General features: G+C 60.2%; 19 protein-coding genes. 9 read left to right on the top strand and 10 right to left on the bottom strand.

Features of this window, described 5'->3' with window-relative positions; translation table 11 throughout:
• Window positions 1-120: 120 nt before the first annotated feature.
• The gene (locus tag OPU96_RS23610; RefSeq protein ID WP_192300386.1) at window positions 121-486 is read right to left on the bottom strand and encodes a helix-turn-helix domain-containing protein; all 366 of its coding nucleotides are present in this window, start codon (window positions 484-486) and stop codon (window positions 121-123) included.
• An 81-nt stretch (window positions 487-567) separates the two neighbouring features.
• Between OPU96_RS23610 and OPU96_RS23605 the strand changes: the two genes are divergently transcribed.
• Window positions 568-807, top strand: coding sequence for a DNA-binding protein (locus OPU96_RS23605; protein WP_192300385.1), 240 nt, complete (start codon window positions 568-570; stop codon window positions 805-807).
• Between the two features lie 34 nt (window positions 808-841).
• On the opposite strand, the gene OPU96_RS23600 is transcribed toward OPU96_RS23605, so the two are convergent.
• A complete protein-coding gene (locus tag OPU96_RS23600; RefSeq protein ID WP_192300384.1) occupies window positions 842-1273 on the bottom strand; it encodes a GNAT family N-acetyltransferase in 432 nt (143 codons plus the stop codon).
• The gene (locus OPU96_RS23595; protein ID WP_226456050.1) at window positions 1274-2023 is read right to left on the bottom strand and encodes a carbon-nitrogen hydrolase family protein; all 750 of its coding nucleotides are present in this window, start codon (window positions 2021-2023) and stop codon (window positions 1274-1276) included. It lies immediately after the preceding gene.
• A 609-nt stretch (window positions 2024-2632) separates the two neighbouring features.
• On the opposite strand from OPU96_RS23595, the gene OPU96_RS23590 reads away from it, so the two are divergent.
• Complete coding sequence (locus OPU96_RS23590) at window positions 2633-3712, top strand: 3-deoxy-7-phosphoheptulonate synthase (protein ID WP_498559785.1); 1080 nt, start codon at window positions 2633-2635, stop codon at window positions 3710-3712.
• A 149-nt stretch (window positions 3713-3861) separates the two neighbouring features.
• Window positions 3862-4680, top strand: a complete 819-nt coding sequence (gene dkgB / locus OPU96_RS23585) for a 2,5-didehydrogluconate reductase DkgB (protein WP_226456052.1) — start codon at window positions 3862-3864, stop codon at window positions 4678-4680.
• Here dkgB and OPU96_RS23580 read toward each other — a convergent pair.
• The 5 genes from OPU96_RS23580 to OPU96_RS23560 all read right to left on the bottom strand — a co-directional run bounded on the left by OPU96_RS23580 (window position 4677) and on the right by OPU96_RS23560 (window position 11269).
• Complete coding sequence (locus OPU96_RS23580) at window positions 4677-5099, bottom strand: ANTAR domain-containing protein (RefSeq protein ID WP_226456053.1); 423 nt, start codon at window positions 5097-5099, stop codon at window positions 4677-4679. The two genes, dkgB and OPU96_RS23580, sit on opposite strands and share 4 nt — an antisense overlap.
• Before the next feature lie 124 nt (window positions 5100-5223).
• Window positions 5224-8838: a transporter substrate-binding domain-containing protein gene (locus tag OPU96_RS23575; RefSeq protein ID WP_226456054.1), complete on the bottom strand. Its 3615-nt coding sequence runs from the start codon at window positions 8836-8838 to the stop codon at window positions 5224-5226.
• 1 nt (window position 8839) lies between these two features.
• Window positions 8840-9466 carry a response regulator transcription factor gene (locus OPU96_RS23570; RefSeq protein WP_192300378.1) on the bottom strand — a complete coding sequence of 209 codons (627 nt, stop codon included), beginning with the start codon at window positions 9464-9466 and terminating at the stop codon, window positions 8840-8842.
• 262 nt (window positions 9467-9728) lie between these two features.
• Window positions 9729-10445 (bottom strand): MgtC/SapB family protein, encoded by a 717-nt coding sequence (locus tag OPU96_RS23565; protein ID WP_192300377.1) that lies wholly within the window; start codon window positions 10443-10445, stop codon window positions 9729-9731.
• 479 nt (window positions 10446-10924) lie between these two features.
• Entirely contained in the window at window positions 10925-11269 is a 345-nt protein-coding gene (locus OPU96_RS23560; protein ID WP_192300376.1) for an FKBP-type peptidyl-prolyl cis-trans isomerase, read from the bottom strand.
• A gap of 174 nt (window positions 11270-11443) precedes the next feature.
• On the opposite strand from OPU96_RS23560, the gene OPU96_RS23555 reads away from it, so the two are divergent.
• Together OPU96_RS23555 and OPU96_RS23550 are read left to right on the top strand one after the other, a co-directional pair.
• Window positions 11444-12934 carry a PAS domain S-box protein gene (locus OPU96_RS23555; RefSeq protein ID WP_498559784.1) on the top strand — a complete coding sequence of 497 codons (1491 nt, stop codon included), beginning with the start codon at window positions 11444-11446 and terminating at the stop codon, window positions 12932-12934.
• Window positions 12935-13043: 109 nt separating this feature from the next.
• Complete coding sequence (locus OPU96_RS23550; protein WP_226456056.1) at window positions 13044-13316, top strand: DUF1652 domain-containing protein; 273 nt, start codon at window positions 13044-13046, stop codon at window positions 13314-13316.
• On the opposite strand, the gene OPU96_RS23545 is transcribed toward OPU96_RS23550, so the two are convergent.
• Entirely contained in the window at window positions 13279-14472 is a 1194-nt protein-coding gene (locus OPU96_RS23545; protein WP_498559783.1) for an MFS transporter, read from the bottom strand. The two genes, OPU96_RS23550 and OPU96_RS23545, sit on opposite strands and share 38 nt — an antisense overlap.
• 76 nt (window positions 14473-14548) lie before the next feature.
• Entirely contained in the window at window positions 14549-14857 is a 309-nt protein-coding gene (locus tag OPU96_RS23540; RefSeq protein WP_226456058.1) for an RcnB family protein, read from the bottom strand.
• 264 nt (window positions 14858-15121) lie between these two features.
• Here OPU96_RS23540 and OPU96_RS23535 point away from each other — a divergent pair, with 264 nt between their 5' ends.
• The 4 genes from OPU96_RS23535 (at window position 15122) to OPU96_RS23520 (ending at window position 20165) form a co-directional block, all read left to right on the top strand.
• Window positions 15122-15679 (top strand): helix-turn-helix domain-containing protein, encoded by a 558-nt coding sequence (locus OPU96_RS23535; protein WP_192300370.1) that lies wholly within the window; start codon window positions 15122-15124, stop codon window positions 15677-15679.
• A gap of 11 nt (window positions 15680-15690) precedes the next feature.
• Window positions 15691-17037 carry a glutamine synthetase family protein gene (locus OPU96_RS23530; protein ID WP_305392395.1) on the top strand — a complete coding sequence of 449 codons (1347 nt, stop codon included), beginning with the start codon at window positions 15691-15693 and terminating at the stop codon, window positions 17035-17037.
• A 20-nt stretch (window positions 17038-17057) separates the two neighbouring features.
• Complete coding sequence (locus tag OPU96_RS23525) at window positions 17058-18158, top strand: DNA alkylation repair protein (RefSeq protein ID WP_498559782.1); 1101 nt, start codon at window positions 17058-17060, stop codon at window positions 18156-18158.
• Window positions 18159-18305: 147 nt separating this feature from the next.
• The gene (locus OPU96_RS23520) at window positions 18306-20165 is read left to right on the top strand and encodes a DUF3857 domain-containing transglutaminase family protein (RefSeq protein WP_226456064.1); all 1860 of its coding nucleotides are present in this window, start codon (window positions 18306-18308) and stop codon (window positions 20163-20165) included.
• Window positions 20166-20200: the final 35 nt, after the last annotated feature.

The raw sequence follows: 20200 nt of genomic DNA, 5'->3' as shown, positions 1-20200 counted from the left end.
GCTGAACACCTTAGCAAAAAACCAAGGCGCAGACCTAGCTACACGCGTCATATATATAGAGTTTGGGTACACGGCAGTCGTCCGCCAAACAGCGAACGCCCGGGTTTGCGGGGGAAAGGCTCAGGAATCCCGGTGCTGCGGCTTGGCCTTGCCATTCAGCGAGGCTGAATGCTCAGCCAGGGTCGACGTCAGGCGGCGGATTGCATCCTGGTCTTCCTTGAGCATCGAGCGGTAATCGACCAACACTTTCTCTTCAACTTGACTCAATTGGTCCAATTGAATCGGCGTGGGACTGCCTGTCAACACGAACAAAATATCCACACCTCGCTCGGCAACCCTGGAGAGGTAGTCGGCTTTGGGCGCCCGCCCGCCACTTTCATACTTGCCTTGTGCGTTGGCTTCAACGCCTCCTATTTCGCCAAAAACTTTTTGCGACAGGCCAAGTCGCTCTCTTTCTTGCCTCAAACGCGAACCGATTCCACTCATTTGGATGTATGATCCTATTTTGCACACCTCAAGAGGTGACACATCATCTCTTTATTAAACAAACTTGAACGGTTTTGAACTATGCCCGGAATCCGTACTGCTGCACAAGCCAAGGCCTGGCTAGAACATCAAGGAAAGTCAGTGCAAGCGTTCGCCCGAGAACATGGCGTTGATCCGGCAACCACCTATCAAGTGCTCGCTGGGCGCAAAAAGGGACGACGTGGAGAAGCCCACAAGGTAGCGGTCCTTCTGGGCATGAAAGAAGGGATCATCCTTTCTGAGGCTGATGGCCAAAACAATGATCAGGAAATCGTCTCCTGAAGCCAGTATGCGCTTATTAGGATTCAGTGCAGGGTTAGCTTGATCGACAGGTGCGCTCCATGCGCCAAAAGCAGTCTTCCTCACCGACGATACTCAGCCCCATGCGCTGATACAGCCCTCTTGCCGGGTTGGTCTTGAACACAGTCAAACGCAACAAACCCTGCCCGCATGCCTTGAGAGCCATCTGCTCCAGCACCCAACTCCCTGCACCCTGCCGGCGACAATCTTCGAGCAAATGCAGTTCGCGGATATACAGTGCCCGGCTGTCTCGGCTCAGGCTGATAAAACCCAGGACACTGTCGTCACGGCAGATCAGCCAGTTTTCCCGGCCGGCCCAAGCCGTATCAAATCCCTCGTTGGACCACAGCAAACCGTACTGCGTGTAATAGCGACCCATGGCCTCATGGGTCAGCGTTCGTGCGAACGGCAGGTCGCGGTCTGTGGCTGCGCGCAGGTGGAATGCCATTTACACGACCACCACTTGGCCAGCCCATTCCCCGCCCTCACGCCGGGCAAGCACCAGCGCGTCACCGACGCCCGGCGCAGCAGCAAGCAAACGACCACCAGCGGCCCAGATCGCACTGCGACCGGCACACACATAGCCACCGGACGGGCCGCCATGATTGGCCATCAACACCAGCAAGCCATGTTTGGCGGCATAACCTTGCAACAACGTGCTGTCAGTTGCGTAGCCTGCTTCGCTGATCAATACACCGGCGGCGTAAACCGTCGCACCCGCTTCAGCGGCAGTATGCGGATGACTGGCGTGGGAGAAGTCTGCACAAACTGCCAACGCAATCCGGTCGTCCGCCCACTCCAAAACCGCACCGCCCTGCCCCGCAATAAACGCGGCTTCTTCGCCTGGGTGCAGATGCTGTTTGGTGTACACCGCCAGGGAGCCGTCCGCCCCCAGTACCAATGCGCCGATCATCACCCCCGCTTCAGGTGTCAAGCGGATTGGCATCCCCACCACGGCGGTCAATCGCAGCTCCCGCGCCATCTCACGCAACGGCGTGAGCAACCTGTCCTCTGGTGTTATCGCCAGCTCGGCAGCCAAACACGGCTCATAGCCAGTCAACGACAACTCCGGAAACACCAACAGCTGCACGGCGTGCTCCGCCGCCACACGCATAAAGGTCAGGTGCCGCTGCAGATTGGCCCGCACGTCGCCCGCGATAGAGAGGGATTGAGCAGCAGCAAGGGTTAAGGCAGTCACGGTCGCGTCCCGGCAATCATTGTCAAAGTATGACAAGCATATCTCGACCGATAGCCGTGGGTAGCCCCGCGCCATAGAAATTACTGATTGAATCCTCCTGCATGCCTCGAGTAAGCTCCCCCCATCATTTGGAGACACACCATGTTGCAACTCACCCACACTCAGGTTTGCCTTGCTGCCAGCGCCCCGCGCCTGGTGTCGGCTACCCGCGTGAACGGTTCGAGCGCACCTGTCAGCTTTTATTTTGGGTATTGGTTTAGCCACTGGCGCGCCTGATACCTGAAATCGGCGCCCACTACTCAAGGGGTCGCCTACCAGAGAAATCTAACCCCCGGTCGGCTCCCCGACCGGGGGTTTTGTTTTTCAGGCCCTTATAAATTCAGCAAGAACACTTAAAGGACACACGACATGAACTACGCCACCTATTACCGCTACGACACTTCCACTGCATGGCGATTTAGCAAGCTCCGTTCGGGACAGCCTGCCGCCTCCGATCGGTCACCTATTGGTGGCAAGCCAACACACGTAGCCGATACGGCCAATTGTCGAACACCCCAGTAGGGCCAAGCGTGCGGGAATAACCCGCCGCTTGCCCAGGAAGCCTTGAATATGAACTCTGCCACCGCCGCTTTGCCTGTCACCGATCTTTCCAGCGCCAATGAAGCCCTGACCCTGCGCCTGCCCAGCTCGCTTGAGCTCAAGCATCAGTTGCCCCTCAGTCCGTTCCTCAACGAACAAGTCCACAACCATCGCCAAGCCGTGCGCGCCATCCTCAATGGCGAAGACTCACGCTTGCTGGTGATTGTCGGCCCGTGCTCGATCCACGACCCCGAATCGGCCATGGAATACGCTCGCAACCTGAAGAAACTGGCCTTGGATGTCAGCGACCAGATGCTGCTGGTGATCCGTGCCTACGTCGAAAAACCGCGCACCACTATCGGCTGGAAAGGCCTGGCCTACGACCCGCACCTGGATGGCAGCGATGACATGGCCGCCGGCCTCACCCTGTCCCGCCAGCTGATGCGCGAAATGTTGCGCCTGGGTCTGCCGGTTGCCACCGAGCTGCTGCAACCCATGGCCGCCGGCTACTTTGATGACCTGCTCAGTTGGGTCGCGATTGGTGCGCGCACCACCGAATCGCAGATTCACCGTGAAATGGCCAGCGGCCTGGGCATGCCCGTGGGCTTCAAGAACGGCACCGACGGCGGCGTCGCGATTGCCTGTGATGCGATGCGCTCGGCGTCCCACCCGCACCGCCATTTCGGCGTCGACAGCCAGGGCCACCCGGCGATCATACAGACCTCTGGCAACCCCGATACCCATCTGGTGCTGCGCGGCGGTCACCGTGGGCCGAACTACGATGTGCAAAGCGTCGCGCAGGTGAAGCACGACCTGGCCAAATCCAAGGTGGCGGCGCGGATCATGGTCGATTGCAGCCACGCCAACAGCGGCAAAGACCCGCTACGCCAGCCGGCGGTGTTCAATGAGGTGCTGGAACAACGCCTGCAGGGCGATACCTCGCTGGTGGGCATGATGCTCGAAAGCCATCTGTTCGAAGGCTGCCAGCCGCTGAGCGCGTCGATGAAGTACGGCGTATCGGTGACCGATGGTTGCCTGGGTTGGGACGGCACCGAGCAACTGTTGCGCAGTGCGGCCGAGCGTTTGCGCATGCAAAACAGAACCGACTGAGAGATGACGGCCAACCGATGGGAGGGCGCCCCCTCCCACGGTCGGATTCGTGACCTGCGGTAAAGACTCCTTTTCAGATTCGACGGTTTTTCCGAAGGCGTGAGCAGCAGATACTCGACGCTACTGTTCACCCCCTTCAGGAGTTACTGATGTCTGTCCCTACCCAAACCGTTCCGGCCTTCGGCCTTGGCACCTTCCGCCTGCAAGGCAAGGTGGTGATCGACTCCGTGAGCACCGGCCTGGAGCTGGGCTACCGCGTGATCGACACCGCGCAGATCTACGAAAACGAAGCCGACGTCGGCCAGGCGATTGCCGACAGCGGTATCCCGCGTGATGAACTGTTCATCACCAGCAAGATCTGGATTGCCAATTTCGCTGAAGGCCAACTGATCCCAAGCCTGCGCGAAAGCCTGCGCAAACTGCAGACCGACCACCTGGACCTGACCCTGATCCACTGGCCGTCGCCGGAAGACCAAGTACCCGTCGCCGAATTCATGGGCCAGTTGCTGGAGGCCAAGCGCCTGGGGCTGACGCGCCATATCGGCATTTCCAACTTCACTGTCGACCTGATGAAACAGGCGATTGCCGCGGTCGGCGCCGAACACATCGCCACCAACCAGATCGAGCTGCACCCCTACCTGCAAAACCGCAAAGTGGTGGATTTCGCCAGCGCCAACGGCATTCAGATCACTTCGTACATGACCCTGGCCTATGGCGAAGTACTGAAAGACCCGGTCATCCAACAGATCGCCGAACGCCATCAAGCCACGGCAGCCCAAGTCACCCTGGCCTGGGCCATGCAGTTGGGTTACGCGGTGATCCCGTCGTCAACCAAGCGCGCCAACCTGGAAAGCAACCTCAAGGCCCTGGAGCTGACCTTGAGCGCCGCCGACATGGCACAGATTGCCGGCCTGGAGCGTGGCCATCGCTTGACCAGCCCCAAGGGTATCGCGCCGAAATGGGATTAAACCCCGGGCGCCGGCGTACGGGATAATTCCCGCAGCCACGGCAACACGCGCAAGCCACGGGCCGCCGTCGGGGGGTCGATGATGTCCATGAAGTGTTCAAGGTTGACGTGGTCCGGCACCCCCGGCAAACGCACGAGCACCGCTGGGGCGATACCAGCAGGTTGGCCAAGGTCCAGGTGGTCGTAGACCAGCACATGACGTACCTGAGGCTGCGGCCCGCTGGCCTGGGCCGCGAGCCCCGCGTTGATGATCAGCACATCAAACGGCTTCGCCGGGATGGCAGTGAGGATCTGGACTTCATCGAAGGTCTGCACCGGCACTATCCGGTGATACCCCAGTTGGTTGAGCATTTTTTCGATGTGCAGCCGCTGCAGGTGCTGTTCATCGGCAATCAGGATGGTTAGTGCTTTGTTCGGCATGGCAAACCCCTGGGCAGGCAGCGCTCGTCAGTGAGCGCCGCCCATTTTCCAGACATCTTCCGAAGACAAAATCAGGCTTGTTCCCCCTTCGCGTAGGAGTTCTCCCAAACCCACCGAACGGTACTCAAGGTTGATTGCAATAAACGCTCAATCTCTGCTGCAGATCAGCGCAAGCGTCACTCACCGCGTCAACCGCCGCCCCAAGAGCCGTCTTGTCCTTGGCTTCACACACCGCCTCCAGCGTTTCACAACAGCTGATCAGCGCCTGCGCCTTGACCATGCGCGCTCCACCCTTGGCCCGATGCGCAACGTCGTGCAACCTGGCAAAGTCGGCCTCTTGTCGCAGCGTCGGCAATAACGCGCGATCCGCTTCCAGGCTGTCGAGCAGCGGCGTCAACAATTCCTTGAGAGCGCCGCGATCATTTTCCGTCAACGCGATCAGCGCGCTCAAGTCATACGCCTCGACGGCATTCGCCGCAGCGACGCTCGCCACCCGCGAGGCCAACGCCGCTCGCAAGTCATCCAGCCCGGTGGGTTTGAACAGGCAGCCATCCATTCCCGCTTGCCGGCAGCGCTCGGTTTCTTCCGGCTGCGCATTGGCCGTAAACCCCAGGAGTAAACACGGCACCAGCCCCCGTGCCTGCTCTTGAGCACGAATATCCTGCGCCAGCTGGTAGCCGTTCTTGAGCGGCATATTGCAATCGGTGATGACACCATCAAATTCCCCCGACTGCCAAAGCGCCAGCCCCTGAACACCGTCTTCGGCGGCGGTGATTCGGTGCCCCAGGAAGCTCAACTGTCGCGCCAACAACAAGCGGTTGGCCGGATAGTCATCCACTACCAGGATGTTCAATGCCCGGGCGGGTGGAGTGTGTGCAACCGCTGCTCCCGTCTCGAGCGCTGACGCCGCTGCCAGGTCCAGTTGCATTCGCACATCAATCCGCGTGCCCTGCCCCAGCACACTGCTCAACTGCAACTGCCCCCCCAGCATTTCGCACAAGTTGCGGCTGATCACCAAACCCAGGCCGGAACCGCTGCGCACCGACTGCTCGTTGTTGCTGCCCTGGATAAACGGGTTGAATAGCCGCTGCTGATCTTCAGCGCTGATGCCGATCCCGGTGTCCAGCACCCACAGCCGCAATATCAGTTGGTCAGCCGTCACCTCCCCTTGCGCACCGAGCAACACCTGGCCGCTGGCGGTGAACTTGATGGCATTACTCAGCAGGTTGGACACCACCTGCTTGAAACGCAGGGGATCGATCAGCACCGTGCGATCAATTGATGGGGCCAGTTCAACCTGCAGCGCCAGGCCCTTGGCCCGCGCCAAGCCCTCGAATACCCGCGCCACGGACATCAACAGGTCGCGCAGGTTGGCCGGCTCCAACGCCAGAGAAATATGCCCGGTCTCAATGCGGGCAATGTCGAGAATATCGCCGATCAACTCCAACATGCCGTGGGACGCCACCGAGGCAACCTCCAGCGCATCACGATCAGCCCGGCCCTGCTCGGCGTTTTTCAACGCCAACTCGATCATGCCGATCACGGCGTTCATTGGCGTGCGGATCTCATGGCTCATGGTCGCCAGAAAAGTCGTCTTGGCGCGGTTGGCAGCGTCGGCCTCGTCCTTGGCGTCCTGCAATTGGCCCAACAGGCGCTGGCGCTCGCTCACATCCACCCAGCCAGCGATCATGCCCACGACCTTATCGTTGCCATCGCGGTACGGCAGCATCCACTGGTAGATCGTCAGGACATCCCCCGAGGGCAACCGAAGTATCCGGTCATGAATCTGCGGCTCGCCCCGGGCCATCAACTGCAGGTAGTCCTCATGAAACGACTGGGCCTGCGGCGGGTTGCCGGTGTCGGTTTCCACGACAGTCTTGCCGATCACATCCTCGAGCTTGAAGCCGAACACATCGAGGTAGGCGTTGTTGCAGGCCATCAAGCGGCCCTGGCGATCACGCACATAAATCGGGTGCGGCGTGCCGTCGATCAGCACACTCATAAAGCGCATCTGATCACTCAGCGCCCGCTCCGCCTGGGCCCTTCGGCGAATCAGGTTACGCAGGTAGATCGCCCAGCCCAGGGTAATCAGCAACAACAGCGCCGCGAGGCCGAACCCTTGAAGAATTGCGTTGCGATGCCGCAGCCAATAGCTGTCCTGGATGATCACCTCACTGCGCCAGTGGTTGCTCAGTTCGTCCATTTCTTCGGGCGTGATGCTCAACAGTGCCTTATCCAGGATCGAGTACAACTCCAACTGGCTGCGGTTGACGCCAAACGTCACACGTGCCGGTTCCGTGCCGACAGTGCTGGTCACCCTCAAGCGATCGCGGTAATAGCGGGCAATCATGTAGCGCGCACTGAGGAGCGACAGCACGGTCGCGTCGACGTTGCCACTGGCCACCATCGCCATGGCTTGCTCAGGGCTTTCGGTATCAACAAAGACGATGCCGGGATAGTCGCGGGCAATTCGCTCGCCCAGGCTGTTGCCACCGACAAAGGCCAGGCGCTTGCCGTGCATATCTTCCAGCGTGATCGGGCTATTACCCTCAATGCGGCTGACGAGCACATAGGGACTGCTCAGGTAGGGCCGGGTAAAACGGATCTTGTCAGCGCGTTCATTGCTGGGGGTGACGACCGCGAGCATATCGACACTGCCCGCACTGGCTTCGTCGATTTGGCGAGGCAGTGAGTTGCCCTTTACCACGTCGAATTTCAGCCCCGTACGCAAGCTGATCCGCGACAGTACCTCGGCACTCAAACCCTCGAGCTGCCCCTGCTCGTTGAAAAATGACAGTGGCAGAAACTTATCCAGAGCGGCCACTTTCACCCGCGGGTGTTTCTCCAGCCAACGTTGCTCGCGTTCACTCAGGCGCAGCCGGTCAACTTCCATGGCCCCGCCGCCACCGGCGCTCCAACGGCGCAGGATTTCCATCTGCGTGGTCACCGGCACGGCCGCCAACGCGGCATTGAGGATACGTAGCAATCGATCATCACCCCGGGTGACCGCAAACGCGAAAGGGTTGACTTCCAGGGCGGAAAAATCCGCCATGCGCACGTTATTCAGGTAGTTTTTATTGATCAGGTAACGCGTGCTGATCGCGTCGCCCAGGTACACATCCGCCTGCTCGAACGCGACCGCCCCCAGCGCCTCAAAGGACGAGGCGTAGAGCAGCAAATGGGCGCGGGGGTAAAATTTCTGTACCGCCTCGGGCTGCATATAGTGATACAGCATGGCCACGCGCTTGCCGGCCAGGTCGGCACTCAAACCCTGGGCTTCTGCGCTGCGGGTCGCCAGCACCGGTTGGTCATTGGCATAGGAGCGCGACAGCGCCAGTTGCGGGTCTACCGCTTCAAAACCGTTGGCGGAGCCGAGAAAATCCACTGCGCCCTGCTTGAGCGCCTCGATGACTTCGTCGCGGGTGTCGTAGCGACGGACCTCTACCCGGATATTCAACGCCTGCGCCACCAGCGCCGCGTAATCGGCGGTGATGCCTTCGAAATCCTCACTGTTGCTCATGTCGAAGGGTGCGTAGTCGGGGGCCGATACGCCCATCGATAACACCCGCCGTTCGCGCAGCCAGCGCCAGTCGGCTTCGTCCAGCGCGACATTGGGGTTTTCGAGGCGAGAGTGGCCCAGCAACTGCAGCGAGTAAGGTTCGTCAAGGGCTTGCGCCGCCAGGGGCAACAGGCTCACCCAGAGCAGCGCGACCAACCCTCGCAGCGCGCGGGCGTTCATTTCAGATCAGCTGATTACGTTGCGCGAACTTGGACAAGTGCACCACCGACGACATGTGCAATTTCTCCTTGAGTCGCGTCTTGTAGGTGCTGATGGTCTTGTGGCTCAGCAACATGTCCTCGGCGATTTCCTTATTACCCAGGCCCAGGGCCAACTTCTGCAACACCGTCAATTCGCGATCAGACAGTGCTTCCACCAGTTCAATCTCGGACGCTTGCAAATCATCACGGCGCACTGAACTGGTGGGCAGGCTGGGGAAACAGCTGTAGTTGGACATCACTGCCTTGATTGCTTTTTGCAACTCGTGCAGCTCACCCGTCTTGGCAACAAAACCCATGGCTCCAGCGCGCATGCAGCGGGTGGAAAAAAACACTGCGAGGTACGAGGTCAACACCAGGATCTTGCATGGCAAGCCCAGCGCCTTGATGCGGCTGATCACTTCCAAACCGCCCAGCTTGGGCATCGCCAAGTCGAGGATAATTAGGTCGGGGCACTGTTCTCGAGCGATCTGCATGGCATCGGCGCCATTGCCCGCCTCGAAGATTTCATTGAAACCTTCCTGCTTTAGCAGAAAGCGAACCGTGGCACGGATGAACGGGTGGTCATCCACAATTAAAGCTTTGCTCATTAAGACTCCCCTGAAGGACAAATTAATCTGACACATCACACGGGACCCAGCTACCTGTGAGAATTGACAGTTCCGACGAGCGGTTCCGCACTTTTCCAGATGCCAGCCAGGCAGTGCCTGGTCCCTCCAATTGAACAACACCATTGATGCCTGAAGTTCTGCGCAGCCTCTTAGGTAGCAGCAAGCGCGCAACCTTAACAATGAAGTGATGTTTGAACTGAAGGGATAGTCCTGACTGCGTGTAGGATTTATCCGTAGGAAATCAGTCAGTCGTGCTCGGGCTCCAGAACGCCTGCACCACCAGGCTGGAGTTGGATATGCGTGTAACCAGTGCATCCAGCTCATCGCCATCGACCGACGTCGCAACCAAAGTGGCCTCGATCTCCACCTCTTCACTGCCAAACGGCCGCACATCCACGTCGCTGGCCGGGTAGTTGCACCGTGCGAGCTCGGCTTCCAGCAACACCATTACCGCCTGCTGCTGACTGCGCTGCGCGATCACATACAGAATGTTGGTGACCTCCGCCGACACCACATCCAGCGGCTGGCGGTTGATGTTATTGACGATCGGCCGCAGCAACGTGTTCGCTGCCAGCACAAACAACGTGCCCAGCAGCGCTTCGAGGATCAGGTCGGCACCGGCGCAAGCGCCGACGGCCGCCGACGCCCAAAGGGTGGCCGCAGTATTCAGCCCGCGCACATTGCCCTCTTCGCGCATGATCACGCCGGCCCCCAGGAAACCGATGCCCGAGACCACGTACGCCACCACCCGCACCGCCCCTTCCGCGCCGCCCAGGCGGTTGGCCATATCGACAAAAATCGCCGCCCCCACCGCCACCAGCACGTTGGTGCGCAAACCAGCCGTGCGCTGGCGATACTGGCGCTCGAAGCCGATCAAGCCGCCGAGGATAAACGCCGCACTGAGACTGACCAGGGTGTCGACCAGCGAGTCGAGGTTGATGTTGTTGATTGCCTGCATAAGAAATCTCCTCAGTTCATTGCCAGCCACATTGATGGATGTGGCTGCTGCGCGAGAACACCGTCATGCAGGTACGACCCGCTGCGCCGCGCCCATCGGGTAGGCGCAGTCAGCTTGGCCCGCCCGCCGTAAAAGGCAGGCGCGTCCGTAGCATCCCGAAATGGCTCGGGTGCTGGTCAGCGTCGATGAGAGGGAGTCCGGCAGGCGCCAGGACTGGCTGCTGCCGGGATGCCGCTTCTCGCGTGTATTGGCGAGACAACGGCATCGAAAGAATGCGCGTTACCTTGCCGAGTATGTGCCGGTAACCAGAACCGGCCGACGACTGTCGCTCGAACAAGTACCCACTGAGGGTCTCCGCTATTGATAAAACCGCGCCAAGGTTACGCCCCGACTACAGACGAGTAAACCGTAGGAAAGTTACTACATGACGAATAAGACGCTTCTTCAGGAGCGGTTCAGCCTGCTTGCGTCAGGACACTTCAATCATCCCGCGTCAGCACTTCGAGCAATTCAATCTCAAAACGCAGGTTGCTGTTGGGCTGGATATGCGCGCCCATCGAGCGCTCGCCGTAGGCCAGGTGCGCCGGCACGAACAGCGTGCGCACACCACCGACTTGCATGCCCATCAGGCCTTGATCCCAGCCCTTGATCACACGGCCCGTGCCAATTACGCACTGGAACGGTTTGCCACGCGCCCACGAGGAGTCGAATACGGTGCCGTCTTCCAGGGTGCCCGTGTACTGGGTAGTGATCAGTGCACCTTTGACCACGGTTTTGCCATCGCCCAGGCGGATGTCAGTGATCTGGAGTTGGTCGTTGTTCATGGCAAATCCCGTTGAATGCGCAAAGGCTGGGGTTTTCCCAGAATTGGTTGGGTTTGGCAAGCGCTTCAGGGTGGCACACGCAAGCCCCTTGCCAGTGGTTTGACCGCGTACCTTGCACTATCGCGAACCACAACTGTCCTAATCTCATGCCCCCCTCGCCCGCTCGGAGCCCCCATGACCCAGGATGTCCTCGCCAAAGAAACCAACCGCCGCCAACTCCAGCAGATCATCTCCGGCCTGTCCGACGGGATCATCCTTGCCGAAGTCGACCAGACCCTCCTCTGGGCCAATGAGGCGGCGCTGAACATGCATGGCGTGGACGACGTGATGGCATTGGGCGCCAACACCCAGGAATACGCCGAGCGCTTCACCTTGCGCTATCGCAACAACCACCCCGTGCTGCTGGACAACTACCCACTGGCCCGTGTGGCGGCAGGCGAGGAGTTCAGCGACGTGGTGGTGGAAGTCACCCCCACTGCCGATCCGGACAGAACGTGGGTCCACCGCCTGCGCAGCCTGGTGATCAGCGATTCCCACGGCGCACCGGAGCTGCTGGTGCTGATCCTCAGCGATGCCACCGAGTGGGCCAGCGCCGAGCAACGCTTCGAAAAAACCTTCAACGCCAACCCGGCACCCGCCGTGATCTGCCGCTTGAGCGACCTGCGTTACATAAAGGTCAACCAGGGGTTTCTGGAGATGACCGGCTACAACCGCGATCAGGTCATCGGCAAATCCGTGTACGAGCTGGATGTGCTGGAACAGGCCGAACGTAAAGACCTGGCGATTGCGCGCCTGGGCGAAGGCGCGACGATCCCGCAGATGCAGGCCGAGCTGAAATTGCCCGGGGGCGGCAGCAAGCTGGTGATCGTCGCCGGGCAACCGCTGGACATGAACGAGGAAGACTGCATGTTGTTTTCCTTCACCGACCTGGAGCCGCGACGCAAGGCGGAAACCGCCCTGCGCCAGAGTGAAGAGCGCTTCGCCAAGTCGTTCCGCCTGACGCCGGTGCCGACATTGGTGTGCAACGCCGGCAACCGCCAGGTGGTGGATGTCAACGAAGCCTTCATGAGCATTACCGGCTATATCAGTGAGGAGCTGCTCGGCAAGGCCATCGAAGACATCGATTTCATCGACAGCCCCCAGGCGGGCACACAGTTGTTTGCCACCCTGGAAAAGTCCGGCAACCTCGACGGCCAGGACCTCAAGGTGCGTAAGAAAGGCAACGAGGTGATCGATTGCGTGGTGTCCGCCGACACCGTGATCATCGATGACGTGCCCTGCTACCTGCTGGTGATGATGAACATCACCGAACGCAAGCGCTCGGAGCTGGAGCTGGTGGCGGCCATCGAGGAGGTGATGCAGGACGCATCTTGGTTCAGCCAGACACTGATCGAAAAACTGGCCAACGCCAAGAGCGTCAACAGCCCCAACCAGCCTGCCATTGCCTTCACCGACCTCACGGCCCGTGAACGCGATGTACTGGGACTTATCTGCGAAGGCTTGGCCGACAAGGAAATCGCCGCGCGCCTGAAACTGGCGCCCAACACCGTGCGCAACCACGTGGCCACGGTGTACTCCAAGCTGGGGGTGCACAGCCGCAGTGCGGCCATCGTTTGGGCCCGTGAACGCGGGCTGTTTGCCGGTGAACTGCGCCTGAAAAAATAGGCCGGCCAAGTGCAAATGCACTAGTGCAGCTAGTGCGAATTCGCCTTATTGCGGCGCCAGGCAAGCCATAACCTTCAAGACATCGAACTTATGTCTTGAAGGAACCAGCATGTTTACCCTCGCCCAACTGCGCAACTGCATCGAAGAAGGCCTGTCGCCGCTGACATGCGAGTTCACCCTGTGCCGGGATGCCTCCTTGACCCTCAAGGTATTTGACGCTGATACCGGCCGGGTGGACCTGGTGGTGACAGGGATCAGCACCAACCGGCTGCAGACCCCGCACGAAGTGGAAAAGATGGTCGAAGAGTTGCGCTACGAATTGCAAAGCAACAATGTCGGCAAGCTCACGCTGAAGGACTGGCCTTCAACGACGAACCAATGAAATAGAACACCCCACCCGCGACGATAAACGCCCCGAGCATGTAGAACATGGCGTGGGCCGGCAGGTTGGCCAGCACCAGCCCACACAACACCGGCCCCATGGCGGCGCCCAGGTTGGACAGGTTCTGCGCGCCGTAGTACATGCCGCGCAGGTGGTCCGGCGCGATGCGGTCGATAAACATATATTCGGCCGGAAACACGATGATCTCCCCCACCGTGAACACCGCCATCGCCAACACCCACCACAGCACGCTGGTGGACAGCGCAAAGCCGATCAGCCCCAGCATGAACATGCTCAAGCCGAAAATCAGCCACTGGCTCAGGTGGCGGTGGGAAATGCGCCGACCAATCACGTACTGCAAGGCAATCACCAGCACGGCGTTGGTAGTAAGGACGGCGCTGATCACGGTGTAAGTGTATTCGGCCGAGGTCGTGGTCACCAGGTATTGCGACAAGTAGGCCGTGAATTGTCCAAACACCACCGCGCTGAGCAAACCGCCGACGGTAAAGCACACCAGGCGATGATCCCTCAACAGCACACGCCCGACGGCAAGGAATGACACAGGCTTGTGTGTCGCGTCGACGGTGGTCAACGTGCGATCGCCCCAGCGCCAGTACAGCAGGAAGAACCCCGCCCCCAGCAGCGCCGACAGGATGAACGGCAGGCTGATGTCCAGCTTGGCCACCACCGCACCGAACGCCGGCCCGACGGCATAGCCGATGTTGGTCAGGGTGTACTTGATCGAGAACACCTCGCTGCGCGCGTCTTCAGGCAACAGGCTGGCGAAACCGGCCTTCACGGCGATGTCGATGACCGCGTAAGCGAGGTTGATCAGGATCAGGCAGCTGTAGAACACCCAGATATTCTGCGCGAGGACCGTGCCAATAAAGCCCAGCACGAACAGTACGCTCAGGCAGAGCAACAGCCGGTAACTGTTGATGCGGTCGACGAGAAAACCACCGTACACGCTGAGCAATGAACCGACGATCAATGAACTGCCGATCACCAGGCCGACCTGGGTGATGTCCAGGGAGAAATGGCTGGTAAGGTAAATCACAAGGTAGGGAAAGGTAATTGCCTTGGCCAGCGTCAGCATCAATGTGGCGGACAACAACAGGTTCACGGTGCGGGGGTAGTTTCTTATTGTGGCAAGCATCCTGCTCTCTTTCCTTGAAGGTAACGCGGCCTTTTAAGCCGCCTACCTTAACGCAAGAATCGGGACAACAGGCAGGTCATTTTTTGACGGGCGTGATCTCAAGGATGGTGCCGTTGGTGGTCTTGAGCAGCACGAATTTATCGTTCACCCGCGCCCATTGGCTGTCGGCTTCAGGCTGCTTGAGGCCGCGCTTTTTCCAATCGCTGACAGCGGATTCCTTGCGCATCAGGATGTCTGGGGCTCGATCGCCTTCTTTCAGATCACGGGTGTTGATATTCGAAGGTTGCACGGTTTCCTGGGGGGTGTCTGCGGCTTGCACGACGAAGCTCGTGCCTGACAGGCTGGTCGCAACAAACAGGCAGGCGGCTAGGCATTTGGCTTTCATGGGTGCTCCTTCAATGAATGATGCGTACCCAGATTCCGACCGCTGCCACGCAGGATCATTCAACCCATATTTCATACCTGTGGTTTGCCTTTATAGCCCGCATGCATCTTTTGCAAAGGGTGCTCGGTGGGTGTCTTGGGGCTGCCGCGCAGCCCAGCGGGAGCAAGCTCCCTCGCCACAAGGTCCTCACCTTGGTCCCATCCGGCCATTGCCCTCGTGAAATAAATCCTGTAATTTTTCATGAAATTTATAGAAATAAATTTCATGACCCCACAAGAAGAACTTGCCACCCTCGCCGCGCTGATCCACGACCTGCGCAAGCACAAGAAACTCACCCTCGCCCAGCTCGCACAAAAAATCGAGCGCTCTGTGGGTTTCCTGTCCCAGGTCGAACGCGGCCTGTCGCGCCCCACCGTGGCCGACTTGACGGCCATCAGCCACGCCCTCGACGTGCCCACCACCTACTTCTACAGCCAGCCAAAACCCAAGGCGGTGGACTGGATCACTCGCCCCAACGAGCGGCGCACGGTGTATTACGCCAATGGCATCACCGACATCCTCGTTTCGCCGAGCATGAACGGTGCCTTTTCGATGCTCGACAGCCTACTGGCACCTGGTGCCAACAGCGGCGAACAAACCATGAGCGATCGCGCCGAACAGGCCGGTTTTGTACTGGAAGGCGAGCTTACGCTGTGGGTCGAAGGTGAAAACGACTGCGTCACTCTCGGCCCCGGCGACAGCTTCCACCTGGCCAGTTTCGCCCATTGCCGCTACGCCAACCTGACCGACCTGCCCGCCCGCGTGCTGTGGGTTTACAACTAGGAGCTGCACCCGTGAAAAGCCATTCCTCTGCGTTGCTGGCCGAAGTACGGAGCTTTCGTCAGAACCATCCCGATGTGCGTTACGTCGACCTGATTGCCCTGGACATTCCCGGGCATTTCTACGGCAAGCGCTACCCGGTGGAGATGCTGGAAAAAGTTGCCGCCGGCAGCCCATTGAAGCTGCCGCAGAACGCTGTGCTGCTGGGGGTCCAGGGTGGGCTGTTCAAGATTGGCGACTACTGCTTCAACGACGGCGACCCGGACGCCAACCGGCGCCTGGTGCCCGGCACGCTCAAGCCGGTGAGCTGGGAATCACAGCCCTTGGGGCAGATGCTAATCACCTCGGATGGCACCGATGCGCCCATCGAATTCGAACCCCGCGAGGTACTGGCCAAGGTATTGGAGCGTCTGCATCACAAGGGCATTCACCCCGTGGTGGCGTTCGAATTGGAGTTCTACCTGTTCGATAAAAAACTCGCCGACGGCCTGCCGCAATTCGCCCGCGACCCGCTGAGCGATGACGCCGACGACCAGCCCAACCTGCATATCGAACGGCTGTCGCGTTTCAGCGAGGTGCTCGACGACATGGCGCAAACCGCCAAGGACCAGGGCATCGACATCACCGTGATTACCGCCGAGCTGGGCCCCGGCCAGTTCGAGATCAACTTCGGCCACCTCGACGACGGCCTGCGCGCCGCCGACTGGGCCGCCCTGTTCAGCCGCAGCACCCGCGGGGTGGCGCTCAAACACGGGTACCGCGCCAGCTTCATGGCCAAGCCATACCTGCAATACCCCGGCAGCGGCATGCATGTGCACGTCAGCCTGTATGACGGCGCCGGCAATAACCTGCTGGCGGCGCACCAGCAACAACCGCTGCGCCACGCGGTGGCGGGCTGCCTGGAGTTGCTGCCGCACTGCATGCCGATCTTCTCGCCCAACCACAACGCCTTCCGCCGCCTGGGCGGCACAGTCAACGCGGCGACCCGTGCCAGCTGGGGTTTCGAAGACCGCGACGCGTGCGTGCGCATCCCCGACTCCGATCCACGCAATCTGCGCATCGAACACCGCCTGGCCAGCGCCGACGCCAACCCGTATCTGGTACTCGCGGCGATCCTGGCAGGTTTGGAACATGGCCTTGAAACCCAGCGCGAGCCCTTCGCCCCACTCAACGAAGACCGCAACAGCGGCGCCGACTTCCCCCTGGAAATGCTCGAGGCCGTACGCGCCATGAGGCACCAACCGGTATTGCGCGATAAGCTGGGCGCCGAATTTGTCGACGTGTACTGCGAGAACAAACGCCAGGACCACTTGGCTTTTCAGCAAGAGATCCATGCGCGGGAATACCGCTGGTTTCTCTAACCCCTCTGATGGAATCACCGATGACCGAGCAAAGCGCCCCAGCCCTCAAGGAAATCTTCAACGTCGAGCGCCTGCAACACATCGCCAGCGAAATGACGGCGGTGTACCCGGCATTCGACGCCAAGGGTTTCCTCACGCACGCCACGGCCGGGCTGGCCGAGTTGTCGGTGTTGCAACGCATGGCGCGGGTCAGCGAAAGCCTGCATGCGGTAATCCCACTGGCGTACCCGCAAACCCTTGAACTGCTCTACGCCCTGGCACCGCGCCTGAACAGCAGTTTCGTCAGCCTGTTCCTGCCGCACTTCGTGGCCAGCTACGGGCAGGATGACTTCAAGCGCTCCATGGCCGCACTCAAGTATTTCACTACCTTTGGCTCCTCCGAATTCGGTATCCGCCAGTTCCTGCTGCGCGACTTCCCGCGCACCCTCGCAGTGATGCAAACCTGGTCGCAGGACGCCAACGAGCACGTACGCCGCCTCGCCAGCGAAGGCTCGCGCCCGCGCCTGCCCTGGTCGTTCCGCCTGGCAGAAGTCCAGGCCAACCCTGAACGCTGCGCGTCGATCCTCGACAACCTCAAGGCCGACCCCAGCCTGTACGTGCGCAAATCGGTGGCCAACCACCTCAACGACATCACCAAAGACCACCCCGACTGGGTACTCACGCTGATCGAAGGCTGGTCGCTGGACAACCCCCACACCGCCTGGATCGCCCGCCACGCCCTGCGCAGCCTGATCAAACAAGGCAACACCCGTGCGCTGACGCTCATGGGCGCCGGGGCGAAAGCCGAGGTGAAGCTGCACCAACTGAGCGTGACCCCCGCGGTGATCAACCTGGGTGAGCGGATCAACCTGTCGTTCAGCCTGGAATCCACCGCCGACACCGCGCAGAAACTGGTGGTGGACTACGCCATCGACTACGTGAAAAGTGCGGGGCACAGCGCAAAAAAGGTGTTCAAGCTCAAGGCGTTCACCTTGGGCGCGGGTGAACAGCACAGCCTTCGGCGCGAGCAACATATCCGTGAGCTGACCACTCGCAAGCACTATCCCGGCAAACACGCAGTCCACATATTGGTCAATGGCGAGAAGCTCGCCAGTGCCGAGTTCGAATTGCTAAAACCCTGACGATGGTCAAACGCAAGGCTCTAGAACGGGCCTTTCAGCAACATTGATTGTCGAACAATCCTGGCCTTCCCCGTTGCGATCCATTATCATCCGGCGCCTTCTCGCTACCTGCCAGGTAGCTGTTTCAATGTGTCACCCGAGGCGCCCATGTACCGTTTTTTGTTTCACCGCCCTTTGATTGCCATCAGTCTGGGGCTTGTTACCCCAGCCGTTTTTGCCGCATTGCAACCCTTGGCCGAAGCCCCGCTGGCCAGCGACACTGAGCTGCATTGCCACTTCAATCGTGACGCCAGCACCGACTGCACCACCACTTACCAGTACACCATTCTCAAGCCCAGCGGTCGCGAGATGCTCTCGCGGATCGACTTCGATTACTCCGAAGGCGATACCTTCGAAGTACTCGGCGCGCAATCCACCCAGCCCGGTGCCAAGCCGGTCGCCCTGGCGGACACGCAGATCGATACGCGCACCGCGCCCAACCCGGACCAGGGTTTCAGTCGCGACAAGCAGACCTCCCTGGCCTTCCCCAACCTGCGCGTTGGCACTCAGATTCGCTACACCGTGCGCGAGCATCACCCCGCCAAGCCGCTGATGACGCAGTTTCATTACGCCCTCAAGTTCGGCCCCAGCGCAGCCCGGCGCGACCACTTCAAGGCACGCTTTACTGCCGAGCGGCCGATCCAGTGGCGCAGTGAAGGGTTCGACGGTTTCCAGGTGACGCCATCAGCCAACGGCAAGACCCTGGACGTGGTGCAAAAAGCCCCGACTTTTCTGAACTACATCAACGAATCCCCCAACGCTGCGCTGCTGCACATCCCACGCATCGAGGTGGGCAGCGCCCTGGAACGCCAGGCGTATTTCGGCGATCTGGGCCAGCGCTACAACCAGATCCTCGGAGCCAACCTGCCGCCGCAAAGCGCCGCTGCCGTCGCCGCCGTGCGCAACCTGGCGCCGGCCGAGCAGGTTGCCCGGTTGATGCAGCACATCAACGATCACTATCGTTACCTCGGCGACTGGCGCGCCACGGAACGCGGTTATGTGCCGTTCAACCTGGCAGAAATCGAGCAGCATGGGTATGGCGACTGTAAAGACCTGGCGATCCTGTTGACCGCCCTGCTCAAGGCCAGCGGCATTCACGCCGAAACCGCCTGGGTCAGCCGCGGTGATCTGGCCGAGTCGTTGCTGATCCCCGGCACCCACGCGCCAAACCACGCCATCGTGCGCGCCCAGGTGGACGGCCAGGTCTGGTGGCTGGACCCGACCAACCCGGTGTTTGCCCCAGGCCAGACCATGCCCGACCTCCAGGACCGCTGGGTGCTGGTCAATGACGCCCAGGGCCAGGTGCGCGAGGAACATATCCCGTTGGAACGTGCCGAAACCACCCTGCGCCTGAATAAACAGGTGCACTACGACCAGCAGGGCAACGCCACGATTCAAGCAACCCTCGCCTTCAGTCGCCTGCCGCTGATGCAACTGAGTGTCGCCGACCGCCAGCAAGGCGCCACCGCCACCGACCAGAACATCTGCGCCAACTTCGGCCACGAGATCAGCGACTGCCGCGTCTCCCGCGCAGCCACAGGTTTTGTCGTACACGACGGGTATAGCATTACGGCCAACATGAGCGACCAGCGTGCCCTGGAAAAACTGGGGAACGACTACGTCTACTCCGATGAGTCGCTCAAAGGCCGCTGGGACACCTTCATCGACTACCGCCGCCAGGGGCAGCAAGCCGACCTGGACCAGGGCAATCCGCAAACGAATGACTACACCATTACCCTGAGCGGCGGGCAGATGGAAAAGACCATTCCCGGCTGCCAGGTACGCTCGCCGTGGTACGACCTGGACCTGGAAGGCAAGCGCGAGGATGGCGTCTTGCGCTATCACTATCGCCTGAGCCAGAAAATGCGCTGGCTGACCCACGATGAAATTGTCAGCGCGGCGTTTGGGAAGATGGTCGACGATGCACGGGCCTGTGCGGAGCAGGTGCATCAGGTGGTGAAACTCTAAACCTTCCTGACACACCAAAATCAAACTGTGGGAGC

This window comes from Pseudomonas sp. RP-B7 (assembly GCF_059803535.1).
The sequence above is the reverse complement of the archived record's forward strand: the minus strand, read 5'-3'. Positions and strand labels throughout refer to the sequence as shown.

What these genes read in the sequence shown, in the direction of transcription:
- OPU96_RS23610 (WP_192300386.1), bottom strand. Translation starts at nt 486, where the DNA reads ATGAGTGGAATCGGTTCGCGTTTGAGGCAAGAAAGAGAGCGACTTGGC.
- OPU96_RS23605 (WP_192300385.1), top strand. Translation starts at nt 568, where the DNA reads ATGCCCGGAATCCGTACTGCTGCACAAGCCAAGGCCTGGCTAGAACAT.
- OPU96_RS23600 (WP_192300384.1), bottom strand. Translation starts at nt 1,273, where the DNA reads ATGGCATTCCACCTGCGCGCAGCCACAGACCGCGACCTGCCGTTCGCA.
- OPU96_RS23590 (WP_498559785.1), top strand. Translation starts at nt 2,633, where the DNA reads ATGAACTCTGCCACCGCCGCTTTGCCTGTCACCGATCTTTCCAGCGCC.
- dkgB (WP_226456052.1), top strand. Translation starts at nt 3,862, where the DNA reads ATGTCTGTCCCTACCCAAACCGTTCCGGCCTTCGGCCTTGGCACCTTC.
- OPU96_RS23580 (WP_226456053.1), bottom strand. Translation starts at nt 5,099, where the DNA reads ATGCCGAACAAAGCACTAACCATCCTGATTGCCGATGAACAGCACCTG.
- OPU96_RS23575 (WP_226456054.1), bottom strand. Translation starts at nt 8,838, where the DNA reads ATGAACGCCCGCGCGCTGCGAGGGTTGGTCGCGCTGCTCTGGGTGAGC.
- OPU96_RS23570 (WP_192300378.1), bottom strand. Translation starts at nt 9,466, where the DNA reads ATGAGCAAAGCTTTAATTGTGGATGACCACCCGTTCATCCGTGCCACG.
- OPU96_RS23565 (WP_192300377.1), bottom strand. Translation starts at nt 10,445, where the DNA reads ATGCAGGCAATCAACAACATCAACCTCGACTCGCTGGTCGACACCCTG.
- OPU96_RS23560 (WP_192300376.1), bottom strand. Translation starts at nt 11,269, where the DNA reads ATGAACAACGACCAACTCCAGATCACTGACATCCGCCTGGGCGATGGC.
- OPU96_RS23555 (WP_498559784.1), top strand. Translation starts at nt 11,444, where the DNA reads ATGACCCAGGATGTCCTCGCCAAAGAAACCAACCGCCGCCAACTCCAG.
- OPU96_RS23550 (WP_226456056.1), top strand. Translation starts at nt 13,044, where the DNA reads ATGTTTACCCTCGCCCAACTGCGCAACTGCATCGAAGAAGGCCTGTCG.
- OPU96_RS23545 (WP_498559783.1), bottom strand. Translation starts at nt 14,472, where the DNA reads ATGCTTGCCACAATAAGAAACTACCCCCGCACCGTGAACCTGTTGTTG.
- OPU96_RS23540 (WP_226456058.1), bottom strand. Translation starts at nt 14,857, where the DNA reads ATGAAAGCCAAATGCCTAGCCGCCTGCCTGTTTGTTGCGACCAGCCTG.
- OPU96_RS23535 (WP_192300370.1), top strand. Translation starts at nt 15,122, where the DNA reads ATGACCCCACAAGAAGAACTTGCCACCCTCGCCGCGCTGATCCACGAC.
- OPU96_RS23525 (WP_498559782.1), top strand. Translation starts at nt 17,058, where the DNA reads ATGACCGAGCAAAGCGCCCCAGCCCTCAAGGAAATCTTCAACGTCGAG.
- OPU96_RS23520 (WP_226456064.1), top strand. Translation starts at nt 18,306, where the DNA reads ATGTACCGTTTTTTGTTTCACCGCCCTTTGATTGCCATCAGTCTGGGG.